Origin of the sequence: Bacillus sp. OTU2372 (assembly GCF_038440275.1) — a bacterium.
Taxonomy (GTDB): domain Bacteria; phylum Bacillota; class Bacilli; order Bacillales; family Cytobacillaceae; genus Neobacillus; species Neobacillus bataviensis_B.
This window is the reverse complement of record NZ_JASATK010000004.1, coordinates 164,666-187,958: the sequence shown is the minus strand read 5'-3', so window position 1 is coordinate 187,958 and position 23,293 is coordinate 164,666. Positions and strand designations below refer to the sequence as shown.

General features: G+C 40.9%; 26 protein-coding genes. 20 read left to right on the top strand and 6 right to left on the bottom strand.

Annotated features, from left to right (window positions below; all coding sequences use genetic code 11):
• The 3 genes from AAHB15_RS10340 to AAHB15_RS10330 are packed head-to-tail and all read left to right on the top strand — an operon-like array spanning position 1 to position 3,175.
• On the top strand, positions 1 to 879 hold the full coding sequence (locus AAHB15_RS10340) for an energy-coupling factor transporter transmembrane component T (protein WP_335573249.1): 879 nt from the start codon (positions 1 to 3) through the stop codon (positions 877 to 879).
• A complete protein-coding gene (locus AAHB15_RS10335; RefSeq protein ID WP_342042339.1) occupies positions 861 to 2,483 on the top strand; it encodes an ABC transporter ATP-binding protein in 1,623 nt (540 codons plus the stop codon). The genes AAHB15_RS10340 and AAHB15_RS10335 overlap by 19 nt, the downstream gene beginning before the upstream one ends.
• Positions 2,483 to 3,175, top strand: a complete 693-nt coding sequence (locus AAHB15_RS10330; protein ID WP_335573247.1) for an ECF transporter S component — start codon at positions 2,483 to 2,485, stop codon at positions 3,173 to 3,175. Before AAHB15_RS10335 ends, AAHB15_RS10330 begins: the two co-directional genes overlap by 1 nt.
• A gap of 35 nt (positions 3,176 to 3,210) precedes the next feature.
• On the opposite strand, the gene AAHB15_RS10325 is transcribed toward AAHB15_RS10330, so the two are convergent.
• Positions 3,211 to 5,313, bottom strand: coding sequence for a transglycosylase domain-containing protein (locus tag AAHB15_RS10325; RefSeq protein WP_335573246.1), 2,103 nt, complete (start codon positions 5,311 to 5,313; stop codon positions 3,211 to 3,213).
• 169 nt (positions 5,314 to 5,482) lie between these two features.
• Between AAHB15_RS10325 and AAHB15_RS10320 the strand changes: the two genes are divergently transcribed.
• Positions 5,483 to 5,749, top strand: coding sequence for a phage holin (locus tag AAHB15_RS10320; protein ID WP_335573245.1), 267 nt, complete (start codon positions 5,483 to 5,485; stop codon positions 5,747 to 5,749).
• A 164-nt stretch (positions 5,750 to 5,913) separates the two neighbouring features.
• The gene (locus AAHB15_RS10315) at positions 5,914 to 6,123 is read left to right on the top strand and encodes a hypothetical protein (RefSeq protein WP_335573244.1); all 210 of its coding nucleotides are present in this window, start codon (positions 5,914 to 5,916) and stop codon (positions 6,121 to 6,123) included.
• 48 nt (positions 6,124 to 6,171) lie between these two features.
• On the opposite strand, the gene AAHB15_RS10310 is transcribed toward AAHB15_RS10315, so the two are convergent.
• Positions 6,172 to 6,411 carry a hypothetical protein gene (locus tag AAHB15_RS10310; RefSeq protein ID WP_144562040.1) on the bottom strand — a complete coding sequence of 80 codons (240 nt, stop codon included), beginning with the start codon at positions 6,409 to 6,411 and terminating at the stop codon, positions 6,172 to 6,174.
• 158 nt (positions 6,412 to 6,569) lie between these two features.
• On the opposite strand from AAHB15_RS10310, the gene AAHB15_RS10305 reads away from it, so the two are divergent.
• Genes AAHB15_RS10305 through AAHB15_RS10295 form a run of 3 tightly spaced genes read left to right on the top strand, consistent with a single transcriptional unit; the run spans position 6,570 to position 10,505 of the window.
• Entirely contained in the window at positions 6,570 to 8,171 is a 1,602-nt protein-coding gene (locus AAHB15_RS10305; protein ID WP_446715856.1) for a spore germination protein, read from the top strand.
• Positions 8,168 to 9,376: a Ger(x)C family spore germination protein gene (locus tag AAHB15_RS10300; RefSeq protein ID WP_335573242.1), complete on the top strand. Its 1,209-nt coding sequence runs from the start codon at positions 8,168 to 8,170 to the stop codon at positions 9,374 to 9,376. Before AAHB15_RS10305 ends, AAHB15_RS10300 begins: the two co-directional genes overlap by 4 nt.
• 22 nt (positions 9,377 to 9,398) lie before the next feature.
• Positions 9,399 to 10,505, top strand: coding sequence for a GerAB/ArcD/ProY family transporter (locus AAHB15_RS10295; RefSeq protein WP_335573241.1), 1,107 nt, complete (start codon positions 9,399 to 9,401; stop codon positions 10,503 to 10,505).
• Between the two features lie 45 nt (positions 10,506 to 10,550).
• Here the strand turns inward: AAHB15_RS10295 and AAHB15_RS10290 are convergent, their stop codons facing one another.
• From AAHB15_RS10290 to AAHB15_RS10275, 4 genes are all read right to left on the bottom strand, one after another.
• Positions 10,551 to 12,209: a PAS domain-containing sensor histidine kinase gene (locus AAHB15_RS10290; protein ID WP_335573240.1), complete on the bottom strand. Its 1,659-nt coding sequence runs from the start codon at positions 12,207 to 12,209 to the stop codon at positions 10,551 to 10,553.
• A 124-nt stretch (positions 12,210 to 12,333) separates the two neighbouring features.
• Positions 12,334 to 12,591 carry a YpbS family protein gene (locus tag AAHB15_RS10285; RefSeq protein WP_335573239.1) on the bottom strand — a complete coding sequence of 86 codons (258 nt, stop codon included), beginning with the start codon at positions 12,589 to 12,591 and terminating at the stop codon, positions 12,334 to 12,336.
• A gap of 28 nt (positions 12,592 to 12,619) precedes the next feature.
• Positions 12,620 to 13,123: a GNAT family N-acetyltransferase gene (locus AAHB15_RS10280; protein ID WP_335573238.1), complete on the bottom strand. Its 504-nt coding sequence runs from the start codon at positions 13,121 to 13,123 to the stop codon at positions 12,620 to 12,622.
• 193 nt (positions 13,124 to 13,316) lie between these two features.
• A complete protein-coding gene (locus AAHB15_RS10275; RefSeq protein ID WP_098531610.1) occupies positions 13,317 to 13,469 on the bottom strand; it encodes a YpzG family protein in 153 nt (50 codons plus the stop codon).
• A gap of 162 nt (positions 13,470 to 13,631) precedes the next feature.
• Between AAHB15_RS10275 and AAHB15_RS10270 the strand changes: the two genes are divergently transcribed.
• The 12 genes from AAHB15_RS10270 (at position 13,632) to AAHB15_RS10215 (ending at position 23,207) form a co-directional block, all read left to right on the top strand.
• Positions 13,632 to 14,399 carry an SDR family oxidoreductase gene (locus tag AAHB15_RS10270; RefSeq protein WP_342042335.1) on the top strand — a complete coding sequence of 256 codons (768 nt, stop codon included), beginning with the start codon at positions 13,632 to 13,634 and terminating at the stop codon, positions 14,397 to 14,399.
• A 175-nt stretch (positions 14,400 to 14,574) separates the two neighbouring features.
• Positions 14,575 to 14,934 carry a DUF3147 family protein gene (locus AAHB15_RS10265; RefSeq protein ID WP_098531608.1) on the top strand — a complete coding sequence of 120 codons (360 nt, stop codon included), beginning with the start codon at positions 14,575 to 14,577 and terminating at the stop codon, positions 14,932 to 14,934.
• 18 nt (positions 14,935 to 14,952) lie between these two features.
• Positions 14,953 to 15,324, top strand: a complete 372-nt coding sequence (locus AAHB15_RS10260) for a DUF3147 family protein (protein ID WP_098531607.1) — start codon at positions 14,953 to 14,955, stop codon at positions 15,322 to 15,324.
• A 187-nt stretch (positions 15,325 to 15,511) separates the two neighbouring features.
• Complete coding sequence (locus AAHB15_RS10255) at positions 15,512 to 16,690, top strand: acyl-CoA dehydrogenase family protein (RefSeq protein ID WP_335573236.1); 1,179 nt, start codon at positions 15,512 to 15,514, stop codon at positions 16,688 to 16,690.
• A 51-nt stretch (positions 16,691 to 16,741) separates the two neighbouring features.
• Complete coding sequence (fabG, locus tag AAHB15_RS10250; RefSeq protein ID WP_342042333.1) at positions 16,742 to 17,506, top strand: 3-oxoacyl-ACP reductase FabG; 765 nt, start codon at positions 16,742 to 16,744, stop codon at positions 17,504 to 17,506.
• 19 nt (positions 17,507 to 17,525) lie between these two features.
• On the top strand, positions 17,526 to 17,975 hold the full coding sequence (locus tag AAHB15_RS10245) for a MaoC family dehydratase N-terminal domain-containing protein (RefSeq protein ID WP_342042332.1): 450 nt from the start codon (positions 17,526 to 17,528) through the stop codon (positions 17,973 to 17,975).
• Positions 17,972 to 18,379, top strand: coding sequence for a MaoC/PaaZ C-terminal domain-containing protein (locus tag AAHB15_RS10240; protein ID WP_335573233.1), 408 nt, complete (start codon positions 17,972 to 17,974; stop codon positions 18,377 to 18,379). The genes AAHB15_RS10245 and AAHB15_RS10240 overlap by 4 nt, the downstream gene beginning before the upstream one ends.
• Positions 18,380 to 18,505: 126 nt before the next feature.
• On the top strand, positions 18,506 to 19,273 hold the full coding sequence (locus AAHB15_RS10235; RefSeq protein ID WP_342042330.1) for a class II aldolase/adducin family protein: 768 nt from the start codon (positions 18,506 to 18,508) through the stop codon (positions 19,271 to 19,273).
• Between the two features lie 59 nt (positions 19,274 to 19,332).
• On the top strand, positions 19,333 to 19,584 hold the full coding sequence (locus AAHB15_RS10230; protein WP_342042328.1) for a ketopantoate reductase family protein: 252 nt from the start codon (positions 19,333 to 19,335) through the stop codon (positions 19,582 to 19,584).
• Between the two features lie 204 nt (positions 19,585 to 19,788).
• The gene (locus AAHB15_RS10225; protein ID WP_335573230.1) at positions 19,789 to 20,994 is read left to right on the top strand and encodes an acyl-CoA dehydrogenase; all 1,206 of its coding nucleotides are present in this window, start codon (positions 19,789 to 19,791) and stop codon (positions 20,992 to 20,994) included.
• A gap of 22 nt (positions 20,995 to 21,016) precedes the next feature.
• A complete protein-coding gene (locus AAHB15_RS10220; RefSeq protein WP_335573229.1) occupies positions 21,017 to 21,790 on the top strand; it encodes an SDR family oxidoreductase in 774 nt (257 codons plus the stop codon).
• A 247-nt stretch (positions 21,791 to 22,037) separates the two neighbouring features.
• Positions 22,038 to 23,207, top strand: a complete 1,170-nt coding sequence (locus tag AAHB15_RS10215) for a thiolase family protein (RefSeq protein WP_335573228.1) — start codon at positions 22,038 to 22,040, stop codon at positions 23,205 to 23,207.
• Positions 23,208 to 23,293 lie beyond the last annotated feature (86 nt).

Genomic DNA, 23,293 nt, shown 5'->3' with positions numbered 1-23,293 from the left:
ATGAAAACCCGGTTTGACCGATTTCATCCGCTTGTTACCTTTCTTTTTTATGCAGGGGCTGTTTCATTGATGATTCTAATGGTACATCCTTTCTTTTTGGTCATCTCTATGGCAGTTATTGTTTTTATAAATATACTTCATGATCGCTTGAATGGTTTACGGCGATGGTCATTCTTCATGATCATTACCTTCCTTCTTATGTTAATGATGAATCCCCTATTCAATGAGAGGGGACGCCATTTATTATTTGAAATAAACCAACACCGTGTCACAGAAGAAGCAGTCGTATATGGTGGAATGAACGCACTCTCAATTATTGGGATTATTGCCTTGTTTGTTTCTTATAACGTCATCATGACACCAAACAAACTTTTATTTTTATTTGCAAAAATATTACCGCAATTTGCTGTTCTTCTAATGCTGACACTCCGATTTATTCCTTTAATGCGAAGAAGGCTGGAAGAAATTTCAGTGGTTCAAAAAAGTAAAGGTTTATCCGTTAGTAATGGCAGCTGGAGGTCAAGGGCAAAGACTGGTATGCTATATGTTCAAACGTTACTCACCTTTTCTTTAGAAGAAGCAATTCAGACGGCAGATTCTATGAAAGCCAGGGGATATGGCGAAGGTACTCGATCCTCTTATCAATATTTTAAAATAAACCAAGCAGATGTAATCGCAGTTATTTATTTATTAAGTCTTTTTAGTTTAATAGTAAGTGGGTGGTTTTCAGGATTTGGTGTGTTAACGGTTTACCCGATTATGGAATCATGGCATTTAACTAGGATGGATACATTGGTTCTCATTTGTTACTCGATGTTTTTAAGTTTTCCAATATTAGTTGAAGCAGGTGGAATATTCCGATGGCGCTTATCGAATTAAATAATGTTAGCTTTACATATCCGGACTCTAAGGAACCGGCCATTCGGAATCTGTCCCTAAACATCAACAAAGGACAATTTGTTGTTTTATTTGGTGCATCAGGTTCCGGAAAAAGCTCGCTTTTACGGTTATTAAAAAAAGAGATCCAGCCTCATGGAACGCTGTCAGGAAGAATTATGATAAATGGCCAGCTTGTACAAGAGAAGGAAGGGCTGACTAAGGATGTAGGCTTTGTTTTTCAAGATCCGGAGAATCAAATTGTGGCGGATGATGTTTTACATGAAATGGTCTTTGGTTTAGAGAATATTGGTCTCAATACGAATGAGATGAGAAACCGGGTTGCGGAAATGGTTCACTTTTTTGGTACAGAATCGATACTTTCCCGGAAGTCGGAAGAGCTTTCTGGTGGGAAAAAACAACAAATAAATTTAGCGTCTGTACTATTAATGCAGCCGAATATTTTATTATTAGATGAACCCACTGCTCAGCTTGACCCAGTGAGTGCGAGGGAATTTACTGATATGCTTAAGAGATTGAATGAAGAATTCGGTATGACGATCATCATAGCCGAACACCGGCTGGAAGAAGTATTTACGTTGGCTGATCAAATCATCATGATGGAAAAAGGACATGTAAAGATTTCAGGAGAGCCAAAAGAGGTGCTTCGTGAGCTTTGGGACACCTACTTTAAGACTTATGTGCCGAAAATACCTGCATTATTCTTGAGCTTAGATGGTCATGGTCAGGTTCCTTTAACCGTAAAAGAGGGAAGGGACTGGGTCCATAACCAAAAAATTGAGCCTGTTTTCTCAAAAGGAAACAAAATCTCTTTGAAGACAAGAGAACGGATAAACGTAAAAAATATTTCTTTTCAATATAATAAAAAAAGTGAGTTTATCTTGAATGAGCTTGAGCTAAGCTTAATGCAAGGGGAATTTTATGCATTATTGGGAGGCAATGGTTCGGGAAAATCTACGCTCCTAAAGATGATTGCAGGTTTGATCAAACCTGATCATGGGAAAGTAGTTTTAGATGATTTACCTTTAAGGAAATATAAACAGAACGAATTAGCAAGTAAAATCGGTTATTTACCACAAAGTCCGAAGCTTTTTTTCATACAGGATACGGTTCAAAAAGAGCTTAATATGACGATGGAACAGTGGAAAATAACAAGTGATAAGGAAGTAAAAGAGCTATTAGACAAATTAGAGATAGCTCATTTAATGGCAAACCATCCGTATGACCTTAGCGGGGGAGAACTGCAAAAGGCGGCATTGGCTTGTATTTTAATACGGAAGCCGGACATTCTGTTATTGGATGAACCTACCAAGGGATTAGACCCCATATCAAAAGATAATTTAGCTAAAATTCTCTTATCACTTCAAGCAGCTGGGATGACGATTCTGATGTCCACACACGATGTCGAGTTTGCGGCACAATATGCAAGCAAATGCGGGATGATGTTTCAAGGCAAGATTTCATCTGAGGACATACCAGACAAGTTTTTCAAAGGGAACTTCTTTTATACGACGATGATGCAAAGGGTGTTTCGAGGGTTATCGGATAGCGAAATCCCAATGACGCTTGAGGAGGCCACACGGTAATGCGCAAATACAAGGCTTTAGTTACCAGTTTTCTTTTCATTATGATGCTAGTTTTACTAGGGCTGAATTATATTTGGGAAGATTCCTATTTAGGCTTTAGCTTTGGTCTAGTTCTTTTAGCTTTGTTTCTCTTTTTATTCCGGTTTGAAACTAGAAAGGTAGAACCTCGTGAATTGGTGCTTTTAGCCGTCCTAGCTTCGATTGCGGCGGTGGGCAGGATTCCATTTGCCAGTCTTCCGAGTGTCCAGCCGACGACCTTTGTGATTATGATGTCCGGTTATGTGTTTGGAGCTGAGAGCGGCTTTGTGATCGGAGCAGTTGCGGCTCTAGCTTCCAATATGATTATGGGGCAGGGGCCATGGACACCTTGGCAGATGGTGGCATGGGGTTTGGTTGGATTGACTGCTGGTCTATTAAGAAATACCCTCTTGATGAAAAGAAGATGGGGTCAGATCGTGTTTGGGGTTATCTGGGGTTACCTGTTTGGCTGGATTATGAACCTATGGGGATTTATCGCGTTGATTCAGTCCGGCGGCTCGCAAACTTGGAAGGCGTTTATCGTTTATATGATTGGAAGTGCCACTTTTGATACCTTTCATGCCATCTCCAATGTTTTCTTCTTGGTAGTTTTTGGCGGGATTTGGATTAAGATTTTATCCAGGTTTAAGCGGAAATATGGATTACTAGAATAAAAAAACTCCAGTTTTAGCTGGAGTTTTTTTAGTGGTTATTGTCCAAGGACCTTTGCTTTATCGATTAATACATTAATCCCTTTCCCAATCGTATATAAGACTTTTTCAAGTCCACTTTTCAACTCAGGGGCATGCTCTTTGATCGTAGAGCTAATTTTCTTTGCATTATTATTCAATTCTTGCCCTATGGCCTTCGCCTGATCATTGATACTTTTTTTAGTTGCCGCTTCACCTGCAAGCTGTGCGTTAATGGAGGTGACTTCAAAACTTTCATTAGGAAGATGGCGGATAGATTCCCGCATAATCTCTTTAAATATAGGTACTACATTGGATGAACTAGCACTTGGCAGATAGTGCTGCCTGTCAGTTTGGTCATAGCCAATCCAGATGGCACCGACAAGGTTTGGCGTATATCCGACCATCCACTGATCCTTCGTTCCGTTAACCCCGCTGAATGGCAGCTGGGTAGACCCTGTTTTTCCGGCAATTTGGACACCTTGGATATGAGCTTTCCTTCCCGTACCTGTCTCAACTACGTTCAATAACATCGATGTCATTTGATTCGCAACTGTTTTGGAGGTTACCTTAGTTATTTTCTCTTCCCGCTCGGCAATCACATTTCCAGTCGGACCGACGATTTTGGTAATCAAATGACTATCCTCTCGGATCCCATCATTAGCAAAAGCAGAAAAGGCATTAGCCATCTGTAGTGGAGAAACCCCTTTACTCATCCCGCCAAGAGCAATTGCAAGGTTTTCGTCTTCTTTTTCAACCGGAATACCAAACCGCTTTAATGAATCTAAACCCTTATTTAGGCCAATCTCATGTAACAGCCAGACAGCCGGAACATTTAACGATTCTTCAAGGGCTTTATACATTGGTACTTCCCCTTGGAATGTTTTTGAAAAGTTTTCCGGTGTGTAGTTCCCAATGGTGGTTGGCTTGTCTTCAAGCACAGATGAATATTTATAGCCGTTTTCTAAGGCAGGGGTATAGACTGCCAAAGGCTTAATGGAGGACCCCGGTTGGGCCTGCAATTGGGTGGCCCTGTTAAAACCACGGAAAACATGCTCACCGCGGCCGCCGACGAGGGCTCGAACACCGCCTGATGCGGGGTCCATTAAAACCGAACCGCTTTGGACCATTTTTCCTCCCATACCGCTAGGGAACAGATAACTTTTGCTATAAACCTTTTCAAGCCCAGCTTGTAAATTTTGATCCATTTCTGTATAAATCCTGTAGCCTCTAGTTAAAATCTCATCTTGTGTTAACCCGTATTTAGAAATGGCTTCATTTAAAACAGCATCGACATAATAAGGGTAATTACGCTCAATATTGCTTCCACCGCCATCGTGAAGCTTAATCTTTTCTTTCTTCGCTGTATTGTACTGATCTGCCGTAATCATACCTTGTTCCTTCATCTTAGCTAAGACAACATTTCGGCGCTTCATCGCTAAATCATAGTTATTATAAGGATTAAGATAGTTTGGCGAGTGTAATAGGCCTGCCATCATGGCTGCTTCGCTGATGGTCACATCGTTAATATCCTTATTAAAATATTTTTTCGCAGCATTACTGATTCCCCAGGCCCCGCCGCCAAAATAAACTTGATTTAAATACATTTGCAGAATCTCATCTTTTGTATAAACCTTTTCAATTTTTACGGCTAAAAATAGTTCTTCTGCTTTCCTTTTATAGGTCCTTTCAGGGGAGAGCAGGGCATTTTTTGCTAGCTGCTGTGTTAAAGTACTACCGCCGGCCGTAACCCTTCCAGCAAATAGGTTCCCGAAAAGGGCACGGGCGATTCCTTTTATATCAAAGCCGCCATGCTCATAGAAACGCTCATCCTCTATCGCCACTACCGCGTTAGGGACATACTTAGGTACTTCATTAATAGATATGCCCTTCGTTCGATTGGTAGCTACATTGCTGGCGACCTCTCCATCTTTATCGTAAATAACCGTTGGCTGACTTAAGCCTTGTTTTAATTGGTCAACGTTGGCCCTTGATGCCAGCCAGCCAAAATAAGCAATCGTTACTAATACTACGACTAGAAGTAATAATAATAAAATTTGGGTTAGATGTCTTCTTTTCCAGAACCCGACAAGCATTCCCCAAATGGGCTGTAATTTTTCCATATTATCTCCTAACTTTCAAAAGAAATTTTCGATTTCTTTATTATAGAATTTCTAGACGAAAAAGACCAATATTTAGCTAAAGGATGGGCATCTATGACATATGTGGACAACCATTCCAAATCGTAAGCATATATTGATAGAAAAAGTATATAAGGAAGGGGTGGGGGGATTGATTAACTGGAAAGTCCGCTTTAAAAACCGGAATTGGGTGATTGCCTTTCTCTCACAGCTTATGATCGTAGCCGAACTGGTTTTATCTGGTTTACATTCAATGGGTCTCGTTCATTTTCAATTAACCGATTCAATCCAAAATTCGATTTTAACATTAGTTAATGCAGTGTTTGTGTTGTTATCCTTGTTAGGGATTATCCAAGATCCGACAACCAAAGGATATAAGGACAGCGATCAAGCGTTAAAATATAAAGAGCCAAAATAATCTAAAGGGAAATATAATTTTTAACAAATTGTCTACAAGTTGGAAAAATTTTGATAAGATGAAATATATAGATAAATAGGAAAAAAATGACAGTAAAGGAGACCCTTCTTGAATAAGTTTTTGAATATAAGGATGAACTATTCAGCAGAAAGGGGGAAATTAAAATGTCAGTCTGGTGTATGATTGCAGGGGCTTTCTTACTGATTGTCTTTTTAGAGGAATCTATTTACTATGGTTGGAATCGGTATGTATATGGTAAAAATATCCGGATGATAAGTAAATGGAAAAACCGTTTGTTTGTTGTATTAGGATTCTTTAAGCGAAAAAAATCAATTGATATCGAAACAAATCATCAAGAAAAGAGCTCAAGCTAAAGCTGGAGTTCTTTTCTTTTTGGGTCAATGTAAAAGCTGAAACACAAGTCAGTTTGTTTGTGACTCATTCTGTTTTTTCTTCTTTTTAAAGTAAGACTTAAGCAATCGAATGCAAAAGAAGAGGGCAAATAAAAACACAATCACGTATTCAGCGGGTTCCATTACTCGGAATGGGTTTAAGGCCTTCAAGATAAGCAAGTTTGGCGCTGTTCCCATAATAAAGTCTAGGAGAAGAATTAAGCCGAACATCCCTCCGGCTAATATAAAAACAACCATTATTGCTTTCAATATGTTCACCCTCATTCCACGTTACGGATTAGTATTCAGAGTTTTAATAGCCCTTATACTCTAAATACCAAAGTTTTTTGCTAAGATGGATATTGGTGTGTTTTTTGGGGAAAATACCCATTATCAATCTCTAGGAAATGGGGTGGAGACTTGTGTCAATCCTGTCACAAATTTTGAAAAAGAAGCAACAGAAGAGACAGAATGATAATTATCGGCAAAAGCAAGATCCACTTAAGCCAGAGGAATTGCCAATCCTACGTGACTATAAAGAGAATATCGCTAGGATAAAAGAAGAATTTGGTAATAGTTCTGATGTTGTTATTCGCGTCATAAGTGTAAGCAATCATAAGGCTGCTTTGGTTTTTATCGATGGATTAGTAGATACAGTAAGCATAAGTGATTTTCTTTTAGAACCGTTTATGGAGCAGGTTGTTATTCCTGAAAAAAAGGATATATTTCAATTCTTAATTGATAAGGCGGTTGCCTTAGGAAGTGTCCAGTCGATTGATAATTGGAATCAAGTATATGATTCGATACTATCGGGAAATACAGTCATTTTTATAGATGGATGCAACAAAGCAATTAGTACTGAAACAAAGGGATGGGAAAAGCGTTCCATAACAGAACCAACAACACAGCTATCGATCAGGGGTCCAAAGGATTCCTTTACAGAAACACTAAGAACCAATACAGCGTTAATAAGAAGGCGGATTAAAAGTCCTAATTTATGGGCAGAACCGATGAAAATAGGGACCGTTACCCAAACCGATATTGCAATTATGTATATAAAAGGAATTGCCAACGATAAAATTGTTACCGAAATCAAAAAAAGATTACAACGAATTGATATAGATGGCGTTATCGCATCAGGGTATATTGAACAATTAATTGAAGATCAAACATGGACGACATTTCCAACCACCTTTCATACAGAGCGGCCAGATGTCGTCTCATCGCAGCTGCTTGAAGGAAGAATAGCGATTGTTGTGGATGGAACGCCATTCGTCCTAACAGCACCGGCTATTTTTGTGCAATTTTTCCAGGCACCAGATGACTACTACTCCCGTTTTGATATCTCAACAGGAATTAGGCTTCTTAGGATTATTGCATTTTTAATTGCACTTGTAGGTCCGGCTACCTATATTGCAGCTACAACGTTTCACCAAGAAATGATTCCGACCACAATGGCCATTGCTATCGCAGCACAACGAGAAAATGTTCCGTTTCCAGCATTTGTCGAAGCTCTCATTATGGAAATCACCTTTGAAATTTTAAGGGAGGCGGGCTTAAGGCTTCCACGTGCAGTTGGTCAGGCCGTTTCAATTGTTGGTGCGCTTGTAATTGGGCAGGCAGCCGTACAAGCCGGTTTTGTTTCACCTGTAATGGTAATCGTTGTTTCGGTTACAGCAATTGCTAACTTCTCCACACCGATTTTTGCCATGGCAATCGCAGCGAGATTAATTCGCTTTGTCTTGATGGGGTTAGCCACCATGTTAGGCTTTTATGGAATGATGCTTGGCCTAATGTTTATGGCGATTCATTTATGTTCACTGCGCTCGTTCGGTATCCCATACATGATGCCATTAGCACCATTTAACATTACTAATCAACAAGATGTCTTTGTTCGCTTTCCTCTTTGGTCATTTAAAAATAGACCTCCATTTATTAGTAAAGGAAATATGAAGAGGACTGGAGATAATCAAAAGCCTAGTCCACCAAGTCCTGATGAGCAAAAAAGTAATCAAGGTGATGAGTCATGAAAAAGGGATTGCTCATTTTAATCATATTATTCATGCTTATGCCTTTGCTTAGTGCCTGCTGGAATCAAAAGGAATTAACGGATTTGGCCTTTGTAATGGCGTTAGGAATCGATAAAGGAAAGGATAAAAAGTTTAAGCTTTCCTTCCAACTGGTGAATCCAGGTAACGTAACAACAGGACAAGGCAGCGGTGGAGGTCAGGGCCTTCCGATTGCTGTTTATCGAAGTACCGGGGACACAATAACAGAAGCTGCACGGAACGCAACCAGAAAGGTATCGCGGCGCCTTTATTACGCTCACACTAATGTTGTTGTCGTTAGTGAAAAAATCGCAAAAAAAGATCTACTATATATTTTGGATGCATTAGACCGGGATCCTGAATTTCGAACAACTACTGAAATGGTCATTGCCAGGGGCTGTACAGCAGAGGATATTGTAACAACCCTTACAATTCTCGATAGGCTTCCTGTTAACAAAATTACGAAACAGTTAAAAGCTTCACAAGCGATGCTGGGTGAGAATATGACGGTATCTATTGACGACTATCTTAGTGCATTAGTCAGCAAGGGCAAACAGCCTTTTTTAAATGGTTATAGCTTAATTGGTATTAAATCAAAAGCAAGAAAAGCCGAGAATCTCCAAAAAACCACAACGGATGCCTTTCTTTCTTCCAATGGGTTAGCTATCTTTCATAATGGAAATTTTCGGGGCTGGGTCGATGATGACAAAGCCCGGGGGATCGTCTGGATTCAAAATAAACTCAAAAGTACTGATATTGTGATTCCGTGGAAAGAAAAGAAAAAGGCTCTTGTTGTCGCACCAATCCGCTCCATAACAAAAGTTTCTGTTCACTTTGTCAATCAAAAGCCGGAAATAGATATTGCTATTAATAGTGAAGGATGGATTAGTGAAGCCAATACTGTCATTGATTTAAACAATCCTGTGATTATCGAAAAAATAGATAAACTCGTCGAAAAGGAAATAAGCAGGCAAATTTTAGACTCGGTTCACGCCGCGCAAAAATTAAAATGTGATATTTTTGGATTTGGAGATAAAGTGCATATTACTAACCCTATTTTATGGAAGAAAATCCAAGGAAATTGGGATGAGGAATTTGCCTCATTAAAGGTCAATGTCACCACAGACTTTTATGTTCGTCGTGAAGGAATTCGGACACTGCCTTTTTGGTCTTCAATGGGAAAATAAGAACTGGCAAGGGGAGGCGTGTATGGAAAACGCAAAAATTAAGGCATACCAGCTATTTGTGCTGGTTGTTCTTTTTGAAATGGGGAGTGCGATCCTCGTTGGCCTGGGAGCGGAGGCCAAGCAGGATGCCTGGATGTCTATTCTATTAGGTCTTGGAGGCGGGTTAGCGGTTTTTCTAATTTATTATCAATTATATAAATATTATCAGGACATTCCGCTAACCAGTTATGTTCAAAAAATTACAGGAAAATGGATTGGCCGTATTATTGGGGTTTCGTATATAATTTATTTCCTCTATTCTGCTGCCAGGGTGCTGCGAGATTTTGGTGAATTATTAACTTCTACTATATACACGACAACCCCTTTAATTGTCATTAATTGCTTAATGATCTTCACGATTATTTATGGTATTCATAAAGGTTTTGAAGTGATTGCAAGGGTTGGAGAACTCTTTTTTATTGTGGTTTATATGATGGCCCTTGTAGGCTTTTGTTTAATTATGTTTTCGGGATTAATTCATCCAGAAAATCTTCGTCCCGTCCTAGAGAATGGCTGGAAACCTGTGCTGAAAACTTTCTTAATGGAAACCATTAACTTTCCTTTTGGGGAGATGATAGTCTTTACAATGGTGCTCCCCTATTTAAATGATGTCAAAAAGGCAAAATGGGTTTGCATGGGTGGGATGGTCCTTAGCGGCATTAATATCACGATTACAGCTGTGATTAATGTAGCCTCTTTGGGGACTGATTTGTTTACTCGGGCTCCTTTTCCGTTATTATCAACAATAAGTAAAATTCAATTAGCCAATTTTATTGAACGGCTTGATGTTCTATTTATGCTCTATCTGGTCATTGGCGGATTCTTTAAAATATCCATCTTTTTTTACGCGGCAGTTGCAGGAACCGCTGATATCTTTGGATTTAAAAATCAGACTAAGCTTAGCTTTCCTATGGGGGCACTTTTATTATTTTCATCCATCACGATTGCTTCCAATTATTCGGAGCATATAAAAGAGGGACTAAAAATTGTTCCAATCTATATACACTGGCCATTCCAAATTTTGCTCCCCTCATTTTTATTAATCATTGCCTTTTTCAAAAACAGAAGAAAACAGAAGGAACAATCATAAAAAAACTGCCATTCAAATGTTCACTTAAATGGCAGTTTTTTTGATTTATTTATTTGTAATGGCATTCTTCGTGATTTCCTGCCTAATCGGCAAGGAGATGTCAACAGTAGTTCCTTGGTTCTTTTGACTGTTAAAATGAATCATACCATTGTGAGCTTGAACAATTTTAAAGCTGACAGTTAATCCAAGACCGGTTCCTTTTTCTTTCGAAGAGTAGAATGGTTCACCAAGCTTGTCTAAGCGTTCCTTCGAAATTCCACAGCCATGATCCTTCACCGAAATCATTACGTGTTCACCTTTAGCAGAATGAATAACAATTTCAACTGTTCCGCCTTTTATAGAAGCTTCAATCGCATTTTTAATTATATTAATAAAGACTTGCTTCAATTGATTAGGTTCGCATTCAATGTAAATTTCCTCTTCCGGAAAAGTAGAGACGATTTGAACATTATAGTAAATGGCTTCCGTACTTAATAACGAGATAACATCACTTAGAAGCTTTTGCATATCTGTTGTGGAAAATTTAAGATGCTGCGGCTTGGCTAAAAGCAGCAGTTCCCCAACAATGTGATTAATCCGGTCTAATTCATCCATCATAATCCGATAGTAAAATTGATGTTTTTCATCTTCCATTTGTAAAAGCTGAACAAACCCTTTTAAAGAGGTAAGGGGATTACGAATCTCGTGTGCCACACTAGCGGAAAGTTCCCCAACAACAGACAGCTTTTCTGTTCTCCTTAGCCGTTCCTCCGCTTTTCTTAAGATGGTTACATCTCGGCCGTAACCAATAATTCCGGAGATGATCCCATTAACAATAATCGGCACAGAGGTACATTGAAGGGTAATTTCATTTCCATTCCGGTGAGGAATCTTAATTTCATACATAACCGGCTTCACTTCATCTGCCACTGATTGGATAAAATATGGCAGGGATTTTTTATATTTTTTTGGTAAAAGAGTCGAAACGTTTTGACCTATCACATCTTCCCGCTTGAATCCAGTAATCAGGTCAAAGTGCGGGTTTAAATTGGTAATGGTTCCAGCCAAATCCAGCATATAAACAATATCCGGACTATATTCGAACAGTGATTTATATTGCTGTTGACTTTCTGCAAGTTGTTTGGCCATTTCCCTTTTTTCAGTAATATCACGACCGATCACAACCAACCCTTTACGGCTGTCATCAGGATTGAACAGAGGGACTTTAATAGTATCAAACGTCCTAAATTTCCCATCTGGCATGTATAGAACCTCTTCCATTCGCGTTATGACTCGTTTCTTCCATGTCTCTTCATCAGATATTTCACAATACCTAAGGGCATCACTATGGAACTCAGAATAATCCGCTAACTCGGAGTCCTTCTTCCCGCGATAATCTACATGCTCAAGTCCGAACAATTTCAATCCAAATTCATTGGCCTCAATCCATCTGCCATCCCCATCCTTAAAGTTGACGAAATCAACCATTGCATTGATCAGGGTGGACAGCCTGTTTTGATCTTCAAGGGAATCTATTAATTCCTGTTGTTTACTGTAGGAAAAATAAATAAATAAACCTGTAACCATAATATAAAGAATTTCCTTTGTTCTCTCTACAGCCCAGATAAAGGGTGAAGGAACAAATTCTTCAACGAGATAATTTGTTCCATAAATCCAAATAATACTACTAATTATATATAGGATAACTAGCTTTTTTTTATCCATACATTTCTCCATATTCTTTCTAGGAAGATAATTTCCTAGCATAATAGAAAACATTTCTACTATATAGTACTAGAAAATGTTCTTTTTTGGAATAATAAAAAGCTATGTACTATATAATGGAAGATTATTCGTTTTTCAGCGCATATTCTCTGACCATCTCTACTGAGACTAATTTCCGAGTAGGAATGATTCCCTGTTTAGCTAGGTCATTAATCTGATTTGTAACCATATTGATTTTTTCGGTTGTAAATGGTTTTCCTTCTCTGCATAATGTCACTGCTTCTTCTATATACATTTCTCTTAATTGGTCAAGCGATAGGAAATCGTTAATTTTCTTATTTTGTTTGTTAACGTGTTCTGTAATTGCCTTATGTACACTCATCTTTTTCTACCCCTTTGTTGTCATTAATTTAGTATACTCTTTTTCCAAGAATGAGTAGATCCCTTTCTACTCCATCTAACTCTGCTACATTTGGCAGATGAGCCCATTTTTCAAACCCAAAGCTCGTAAACAGTTTTATACTTGGTTCATTATGGCCAAAAATGAACCCTAGTAATGTCTTGATCCCAAGTTGAGGGCAGGTATCGATTGCCTTTTGGATCAAAAACTTGCCCAGTTTTTTACCGCGAAAATTGTGATGAATATAAATACTTACCTCTGCGGTCGCGTTATAGGCAGGTCTGCCATAAAACGATTGAAAGCTGACCCAGGCGCAAATTTCCCCGTTTGTTTCTACTACCCATAAGGGACGAAACACTGGTGAATGATCATAGAACCACTGCAGCCTGCTTTCAACTGAAACAGGTTCTAAATCAGCTGTAACCATTCGGCCAGGAATAGTGGAGTTGTAAATATCAATAATGATTGGCATATCCTTTTTTTCTGCATCTCTTATTGTGAAAGCTTCAAACATGGGTATTGTCACTCCGTTGGTTAAGATGTAATTAGATTTTATGATATCGTTGAAACCTTATCTTTTCAAGCCATTTAGAATAATAATTCCTGCAAAAAGAAAGACCCTTTTTCAAATGTGAAAAGGGTCTTTCTCCATTTGGCTGCACGATTCGTTATACAGACCAATTTCGTTTCGATGCCAAGACTCTAGGTTACCAGCGATGGGCCTTAGCATTGCTCCTTAAGATGATTTGGTTTTGCGACACTCTAGTCTGACCGTTTACCTGTGCTTTCGTATGCTTGGGTCTCGTAAAAGTGTAGTGAAAAAGCTCCGACTGTGAATCTAACTGGTCTCTGTAGCTCATCAACAATCACCTCATCATAGGATTTGAAACGGATATTCAGAAGAATATCATCCTTATCATTTGTAAAAAAGGGAGGAAATAGTCAATAATCTTCAATGAATCAAAAAAGTTCTAAACGTTAAAATAAAAAGACAGTCAAAATATAAAAAGGATGAATTTTAAATGAAGATGACAGGAAATACGATTTTGATTACGGGCGGGGCATCAGGCATTGGGTTTGCTTTTGCTGAGCGGTTTTTAGAGAGAGGCAATGAGGTGATTATTGTCGGCCGTCGTGAAGAAAAATTGCGTGAAGTAAAGGAAAGATTTCCGTCCATACATACAATGGTTTGTGATGTTTCCAAACAGGACGAGAGAATCAGTTTGTTTGAATGGGCAACGAAAGAATTTCCTCAACTAAATGTAATTGTTAACAATGCCGGTATCCAACAGAGAATTAATCTCTTAAATGCCAAAGAAGATTGGGATTACTACCGCAATGAAATTTCGATTAATGTAGACGGTCCGATTCATTTAACGATGCTGTTTACACCTCATCTTGAAAAACAGGCACAGGCGGCGATACTAAATGTCACGTCCGGATTAGCGGTGATGACCGGTGTTTGGGTGCCTGTTTATAGTGCAACAAAAGCTGCGCTTCATTCTTTTACCACATCACTGCGCCATCAATTGGCAGAAACAAACATTGAGGTCATCGAAATCCTCCCTCCTGCTGTCAACACGGATTTAGGCGGAGTTGGTTTACATACCTTTGGTGCTCCGTTAACGGATTTTGCCGACACGATTTTTGCCGAGCTTGAAAAGGGAGAGGTTGAAATCGGCTATGGTGGCACAAAGGAACGACTTCAAGCGACAAGAGAAGAAATTATGCAGGGCATTAAAGGGGCATGGCAGAACTTTTTAAAAAATAACCCCAGCTTTCGCAGTTAAAAAATAGGATGACGTGTGCTTAAAGATGAAGAATGAATGTGAAACCGCTTCAAAAACAGTAATAAAGTGTTCACAAGATTATTCATTGGAATGATGTACAATGAATACATGAATTGGTTTGTGATTCGAATCACAAACCAAAATACAACGTGCAATACAAAAGAGGCGACTAAAAATGGCTCATTTATCTTTAAGCGCACTGCTGATCCGTTTCCTGTTAGGAGGACTAGCTGTTGTCGCTTGTACAATCGTTGCGAAAAAACTAGGAGATAAGGTTGGAGGAATCTTCGCAGCTTTCCCAGCTGTTTATTTAGCGGCACTACTGACGATTGGTTTAGATTTTCATGGTGGTCAGCTTATTTCTCATTCCATCATGTTATCACGAGGCGCTATTTTTGGAATGGCGATTAATATAGTAGTGGCTCTTCTTGCAGGATATCTCCTTCCTAAGGTTGGCTGGAAAAAAGGTATTGTGCAATCAATGGCTTGCTGGTTTGCTGTTTCCGTTATTGTCGTATTAATTACATCACATTAATTGAAAAGGGTGAGCAACATGAATAAACAAGATTTATTTATGCGTTTTTTACTCGGCGGGACAGCAGTTTCCTTAAGTTATCTGATTACAGTCGTTTCTCCATGGAAGATTCTCGCCGGCATCTTTGCTGCTTTTCCTGCTGTTATGCTGACAGCTGTTATAATGGTGGGAATCGCATCTGGAACGAAGAAAGCGACCAATATCGCCAGGGGTTCCGTTTATGGGATGATGGGGGGAATTATTTGTGTCATCACAGTCCTTCTATCTCTACAGGAAACTAGTAATTGGCTTTTTAGTATCAGCATTGGTTTAATTTCTTGGCTGGTAAGTTCTGTTGCTATTTCAACCATACGCGAGCGCGCTACTAGAAAAGCAGTCCGCCAGGCATAGGTTCTCAGCTGTTTTAGCGGCTGAGGATTTTTTTTTACAAAAAAGTTAGTAAATACTTGTATTATCTGAAATTTCCGAATAAAATTAAAGTACACATACTAACCGGTAGGTATGTGTTGGGTTATTCTTGCATACTCTTTTATGGAGGAAAAAACTAGATATCAAGATTAAGAATGGAGTGAAAAAAATGCATTTACGCCTAACCGATGAACAAAAAATGGTGCAAAAAACAATTAGAAGATTTGTAGAAAAAGAACTCATTCCACTTGAAAACGAAGTATTAAGAAACGAGCGAGAAGGAAGACCAAGTCTTCCATCAGGCAAATTAAAAGAGCTGCAATTAAAGGCAAAGGAAGCAGGATTTTGGGGAATCAATACACCGGAGGAATATGGCGGCGCCGATCTTGGGCAGATGATGATGGCAATTGTCCTAATGGAGGTTTCTAAAACCTTTGTGCCATTTTCATTTGGAGGCTCAGCAGATAATATTCTCTACTATGGCAATGAAGAACAAAAACAAAAATATTTAATTCCAACAATAAATGGCGAGAAAAAATCCTGCTTTGCGATGACAGAGCCAGGGGCTGGCTCTGATACGAGAAATATCAAAATGACGGCGGTAAAAGACGGAAATGACTGGGTGCTAAATGGAGAGAAAACCTTCATAACTGGTGGAAACGAAGCCGATTTTGTTATGGTAATCGCAATTACCGATAAGGAGAGGCATCAAGCCACACAAGGCCGTGAAGGTGTGACTTGTTTTATTGCTGACCGGGATATGGGCTGGAAATCCGAGTATATACATACGATGGGTGATTGGGGTCCAGCCGGGTTAGTATTCGATAATGTTCGTGTCCCTGAGGAAAACATTCTAGGTGAATTACACAAAGGATACAATCTTGGGTTGGAATGGATTGGTTTTGCAAGATGGATCGTCGGAGCCAGAGCAGTGGGGTCTGCCGAACGCTTATTACAAATGGCGATTGATTATTCCAGAGAACGGATTACATTTGGTAAACCGATTGCCGAACGGCAAGCCATTCAATGGCAAATTGCCGATTCTGCGGTTGAAATTGAGGCTGCCAGATGGCTTGTCTTGAACGCTGCGTTTACGCTCGACGAAGGTGAAGATAACCGGCATCTTGCATCCATGGCTAAATTATATGGTTCTAATATGGGCAATCGAGTGGTCGACCGGGTTCTGCAAATTCATGGCGGGATGGGGTATACAAAGGAATTGCCAATTGAACGTTGGTACCGTGAAGCAAGATTATGGAGAATTTACGACGGAACAGATGAAATTCAACGTATGATTATTGCCCGAAATTTAATCAAAGGTCATGTCAAGGTTGGTCAATACGTATAGAAAAAATGTAAGCGTTATCCATTAAACTTTTTAAAAATAGGAGGAAGAGGGATGGCAGGAAGATTTTCAGGACGAGTCGTATTTGTAACAGGTGGAAGCAGGGGGATTGGCAAAGGAATTGTCGAACTTTTTGCTGAAGAGGGCGCAAAAGTTGCATTAATTGATTTAAATGAAGAAGCATTGAATGAAACAACCAGTGAATTAAGAGAAAAAGGGTATGAAGTGTATTCAAAAGTTGCGAATGTAGTGGATGCTGAACAAGTAGAGAATGCTTTTAAAGAGGTTTATGAAACGTTTGGATCGGTGGATATTTTAGTCAATAACGCCGGGGTTATCCGAGATAATTTGTTATTTAAAATGACAGATTCCGATTGGCAAACGGTCATGGATGTCCATTTAAAAGGATCGTTTAATGCCGCACGTGCAGCGCAAAAATACATGGTTGAGCAAAAATATGGGCGGATTATCAATATTTCGTCTACTTCTGCGCTCGGCAATCGCGGCCAGGCCAATTATGCTGCTGCCAAAGCCGGCTTGCAAGGCTTTACCAAAACACTAGCCATTGAGTTAGGAAGATACGGCATCACCGCTAATTCCGTAGCACCGGGCTTTATTGAGACAGAAATGACGAAAGAAACAGCGGCTCGAATTGGAATCACATTCGATCAGATAATTCAAGCAAGTGTGGCCAATATTCCGGTTGGCCGAAGCGGAAAACCTGCCGATATTGCCAATGCCGTAGCTTTCTTTGCTGATGAAAAATCTTCGTTTGTTAATGGCCAGGTGATCTATGTCGCAGGCGGACCAAAATGCTAAAAAGGTGAGGTGAAGATCGTTGTTTAACGACCAAATCGGTAAGCAATCAAACAAAGTGAAAAATGCGGTGGAAAGAGGAGCCGTTAAGAAATTTGCGGAAGCCATCGGTGACCTTCATCCGATTTATTTTGATGAAGAAACAGGGCGGCTTTCCCGATACAGAAACAATATTGCTCCGCCAACCTTCCCAAGGGTATTTGATTATGGTGTGATTGAAGGGTTAAATTTGCCCAATAAAGGCTTGATACACGGGGAACAAACCTTCCATTACCAGCGGCCGTTATTAGTGGGTGAAGAGGTTTACTGTTACTCAAAGGTAAAAAATTACTTTGAGAAAAAAGGGAGCTTTGGTCAGATGGGGTTCTTGGTATTGGAAAGCTTTGGGGAGGATAAAGCCGGAAATATCATTTTCAGCTCAACCTCTACGATTGTGATTTCCGAAGCAGTAAGGAAGGTGTTGGTAAAATGAGTACACTAACACAATTACAAGTAGGAGAGTCACTGCCAGAGGTGCAGCTTGAACCTGTATCTAGGATGGACCTGATTAAATATTCAGGAGCTTCCGGTGATTTTAACCCGATTCATACCATTGACGATGAGGCGAAAAAAGCAGGGCTGACTGGGATTATTGCTCATGGGATGTGGACAATGGGCAACTTGGCAAAGCTGTTTACTGCTTACTATGAAGAAGGGTTTATTCAGGATTACTCGATTCGTTTTAAAGGGATGGTTTTTTTAAATGATGTAGTGACCCTGAGAGCAACCTTGACTGAAAAGCAGGAGCCACTTCTTCGTTTTAAGGTTCAAGCGGTGAATCAGCAGGGAAATGAAGTACTAAAGGGTGAAGTGGTCTATCACCAATATGGTAATTAACAATTGAAATATGCCCGGCGTGTGGGAAGATTCCGTTCTTCATGCTGGGTTATTTCTATCAGTATGTTAGAAACCTCGAAATGAAGTTCGATATAAATACTTTAAGCATTAAAGAAGGGTGATGCCATGTCCACGAAATTGAAAGCCAGCTATAATCCGCCCGTTTTTTCTTCATTTGAGGAGGAAAGGCGCCATTTAAAACAAAAATTAGCTGCATCCTTTCGCTTGTTTTCTAAGTTTGGCTTTGATGAGGGAGTGGCAGGTCACATCACTGCACGTGATCCAAAGTTGAAGAACCACTTCTGGGTGAATCCGTTTGGTGTACACTTCAGTCAAATTTCTGCCTCCGATTTAATACTTTGTAACCATGACGGGATGGTCGTGGAAGGGAAGTATCCTGTTAACCGAGCTGCCTTTGCCATCCATTCCCAAGTTCACGCTGCACGTCCTGATGTTATCGCCGCAGCTCATTCACATTCTGTTTATGGAAAATCATGGTCCGCCCTTGGCCGCCTCCTTGATCCCATCACCCAAGATGCTTGTGCGTTTTATCAAGATCATTCTCTATATGATGATTTTACCGGTGTCGTTTTAGAAATTGAGGAAGGAAAACGGATAGGTAAAGCTCTCGGGAACAATAAAGCATGTATCTTAAGAAATCATGGCTTGCTGACAGTTGGAAAGTCTGTGGACGAAGCAGCTTGGTGGTTTATTACGATGGAGCGTTCATGTCAGGCACAGCTTCTGGCTGAAGCAGCAGGGAAGCCTGTTTTAATCGATGCTGAAAATGCACGAACAACCTATGAAACCGTGGGAGTTTCAAATGCGGGCTGGTTTCAATTCCAGCCATTATGGAATCGGATTGTGAAAGAACAGCCGGACCTTTTGGATTAATAGAGCTGTATGGAAGGATGAGGGATTCCTCTTATCAGATTCATACATAACCGGGAGGAATGGGAAAGAAAAATGGTGTCGCAGGTACCGGAGCAGTCGGCGGTTATTTTGGTGCCTTATTGGATAAGGCAGGAAATGAGGTCACCTTTCTAGCAGGGGGTAAGAGGCTGGAAAGAATGCGGGCAGAAGGACTAACAGTTGAAAGTGAAGCAGGGAATTTTACGGTAAGTGGGACTTTCACGGAATATTACGAGTCATTTCAAGATATTGACCTGCTTTTGTTTTGTGTGAAATCAACCGATACAACCTAGGTTGCAGAGAGATTTACACCATTTCTAAAAGAATCATGTCTCTATGTGTCGGAGGCAGCAAAGGTATGGCCATGATGATAGAGTTAATTTAAATAGCTTAAGTGAGGAAATTGTCGGAAAGTTGCCTGTTGAGTATTCTGAAAATTTACATTATGATGAGGTTAACAACATACTGACTAGTAGGTATGTGTAGGAGGGATATGGATGAATTTTAGTTATTCCGAAAAGGTCCAAGCGCTTCAAAATAAGCTGACAGAATTTATGGATGAGTATGTGTACCCAAATGAAAAGCTCTATCACGAGCAAATCGATAAAAATGACCCTTTTTCGAAAATACCGCCAATCATGGAGGAGCTCAAGGAAAAGGCGAAACAATACGGATTATGGAATTTATTTTTACCAGAAAGTGAATTTGGCGCCGGTCTTACAAACTTGGAATACGCACCGCTTTGTGAAATTATGGGACGTTCAGCGATTGCCCCGGAAGTGTTCAATTGTGCCGCACCAGACACCGGTAATATGGAGGTCCTTGTTCGCTATGGGACCGAAGCCCATAAAGAACAATGGCTTAAGCCGCTTTTAGCCGGAGAAATCCGTTCCTGTTTTTCGATGACGGAACCTGACGTCGCTTCATCTGATGCGACCAATATTCAAGCAAGCATTGTACGTGATGGGGATGATTATGTCATCAACGGAACGAAATGGTGGTCATCAGGTGCAGGAGATCCCCGCTGTAAGATCGCGATTGTCATGGGAAAAAATGATCCATCAGCGCCGACCCATGAACAGCAATCGATGATTTTAGTTCCTTTAGATGCTCCAGGTGTAACGATTAAAAGAATTTTACCAGTGTTTGGATATGACCACGCTCCACATGGTCATGCCGAAATCGAATACAAAAATGTCCGGGTACCAGCTTCTAATATGCTTTGGGGAGAAGGAAAGGGCTTTGCGATTGCCCAGGGACGTCTTGGACCAGGGAGAATCCACCATTGTATGAGAACGATTGGTGCAGCTGAAAGGGCGCTCGAGGAATTGTGTAAGCGCGTACAAAATCGAGTTGCTTTCGGAAAAAGACTTTCTGATCAAGGTGTTATCCAGGAATGGATTGCCGAGGCAAGAATCGAAATTGAACAGGCTAGATTGCTAACGCTGAAAGCAGCGTACATGATGGATACAGTTGGGAATAAAGAGGCTAAAGCCGAGATTGCGATGATTAAGGTGATTGCCCCTAATATGGCGCTGAAAATTATTGACCGTGCGATTCAAGCATTTGGCGCTGCCGGTGTAAGTGAGGATACACCGCTTGCTGCAAGCTGGGCGAATATCCGGACATTACGATTAGCTGATGGTCCGGATGAAGTCCATAAGCGGGCGATTGCCAGATATGAATTAAAGAAATATCGATGATATTTAATTAGGGGGATAAACGATGCATATAAAACAACTGTTTGATTTAACAGGAAAAGTGGCCATTGTAACAGGCGGCGGCAGGGGACTTGGCCAACAGATTGCCGAAGGATTTGCGGAGGCAGGGGCACATGTCGTGGTCTGTTCCCGTAAATTGGAGGCGTGTGAGGAAGTTAGTGAAGGGTTGAAAAAGCTTGGCGTGGAAAGCCTTGCTTTGAAATGCGATGTCTCCAACCCCGAGGATGTCCGGAATGTTGTCGAGCGGACGGTTGAAAAGTTTGGCCGGATTGACATTCTCGTTAATAACAGCGGTGCTTCGTGGGGGGCACCTGTTGAGGAGATGCCGCTTGAGGCGTGGCAAAAGGTAATGAATGTGAATGTGACGGGCACGTTCTTGATGTCCCAGGCGGTTGGGAAAGTTATGCTCGAACAGAACTCTGGAAAAATCATTAATATCGCCTCTGTTGCCGGATTAAAGGGCAGCAATCCAAAGGTGATGAATGCGATAGGCTATAACACCAGTAAAGGGGCCGTTATTACGTTTACGAAGGATTTGGCGGTGAAATGGGGACCAAAAGGAATTTATGTGAATGCGATTGCGCCAGGTTTCTTCCCAACGAAGATGTCGAAAGGGCTCTTGGATTTAGGCGGGGAGGCAATTCTCGAAGGGACACCGTTACGAAAGTTTGGCTCTGATACGGATATGAAGGGGGTAGCGTTGTTTTTAGCATCGCCTGCTTCGGATTTTGTGACCGGAGATGTTTTAGTGGTGGATGGCGGAGCGCATGCAATGTAATTTGCGGATGTAGTGAGATAACTTGCGAGAGAGGCGCCAATTTGTGGATAAGCGTCTCTATATTGCGGATAAGATAAGCCAATTTGTGGATAAAGCACTCCGATTTGCGAGAGACGATTTAATTTTTGAAAAAGATACTTAATTGAGCGGAAAAGAGAAAAAAGGTCTTCGGAGGTCGCTTAGAAGTTAGTATAAAAACATTCTGGCGGAGGTCAAAACAACTTATTATAAGGGGGAGAACAGCTAAATGAAAAGAGATGCAGTCATCGTTTCAGCGGTCAGGACTGCCATTGGCAGACAAGGAAGCGCCTTAGCAAGTGTGCCTGCCCATATACTTGGGGCGGAAGCGATCAAGGAAGCGGTAAAAAGAGCAAATATAAATCCGGAAATCATTGATGATGTTATTTTTGGCAACGTCCTTTCCGGCGGAGGGAATATTGCTAGATTAACAGCTTTACAGACAGGGCTATCTATCGATTTACCGGGACTAACCGTTGATAGACAGTGCGGCTCGGGAATCAACGCAATCAATCTTGCTGCTCAAGCAATCCGTGCGGGAGACGGGGATGTGTATATTGCCGGGGGAACTGAAAGCATGAGCAGGGCGCCGTATTTAATGGACCGTCCTGAAAAACCATACAGTCCGATGCCGCCGAACTTTCGCAGATCGCAGCTCTCCCCAAAAGAAGTTGGCGACCCGCCAATGGGGATTACCGCCGAAAACCTGGTTGAAAAATACGGAATTACCAGAGAAGAACAAGATCAATTTGCCTATCACAGCCAACAGCGGATGGCTCGGGCCATGAGCGAGGGTCGCTTTGATGAACAAATCGTTCCCATCACCATCCCGGTCAAAAGGGGCGAGCCGATTTTGTTTAAAACAGACGAACATCCAAGGCCGCAAACCACTTTAGAAGCATTATCGACACTCCCGTCCGCATTTAAAAAAGGTGGAACAGTGACAGCAGGCAATAGCTCAGGCTTAAATGATGCCGCATCAGCCCTTGTCATTATGTCGAGGGAAAAGGCCGAAGAGTTAAATCTAACACCGCTGGCAGTTATCCGCGACTATGCTGTTGCTGGAGTTGACCCGAACATTATGGGAATTGGACCTGTACCTGCCGTTAAAAAGGTGCTGAAAAAATCCGGCCTAACTCTAGCAGAGATGGATGTAATTGAAATTAATGAAGCCTTCGCCGCCCAAGTTCTAGCCTGTAACCGAGAACTAGAAATGGATCTAGCAAAGGTCAATGTTAACGGCGGAGCAATCGCCCACGGACACCCGCTCGGGGCAACCGGTGCAATCCTCGTTACCAAAGCTGTCTATGAATTACAGAGATCCTGTGGTCGATTTGCCCTGATAACAGCTTGTATCGGCGGCGGTCAGGGAATCGCCACCATCATTGAACGCGAATAGCTATTCTATCCAAAAGGCACCTAAAAAGCGCTTTACAGGAGGACACGGTGGTGCTCCTCCAGGCGCATAGCCGAAAGGAACAATCC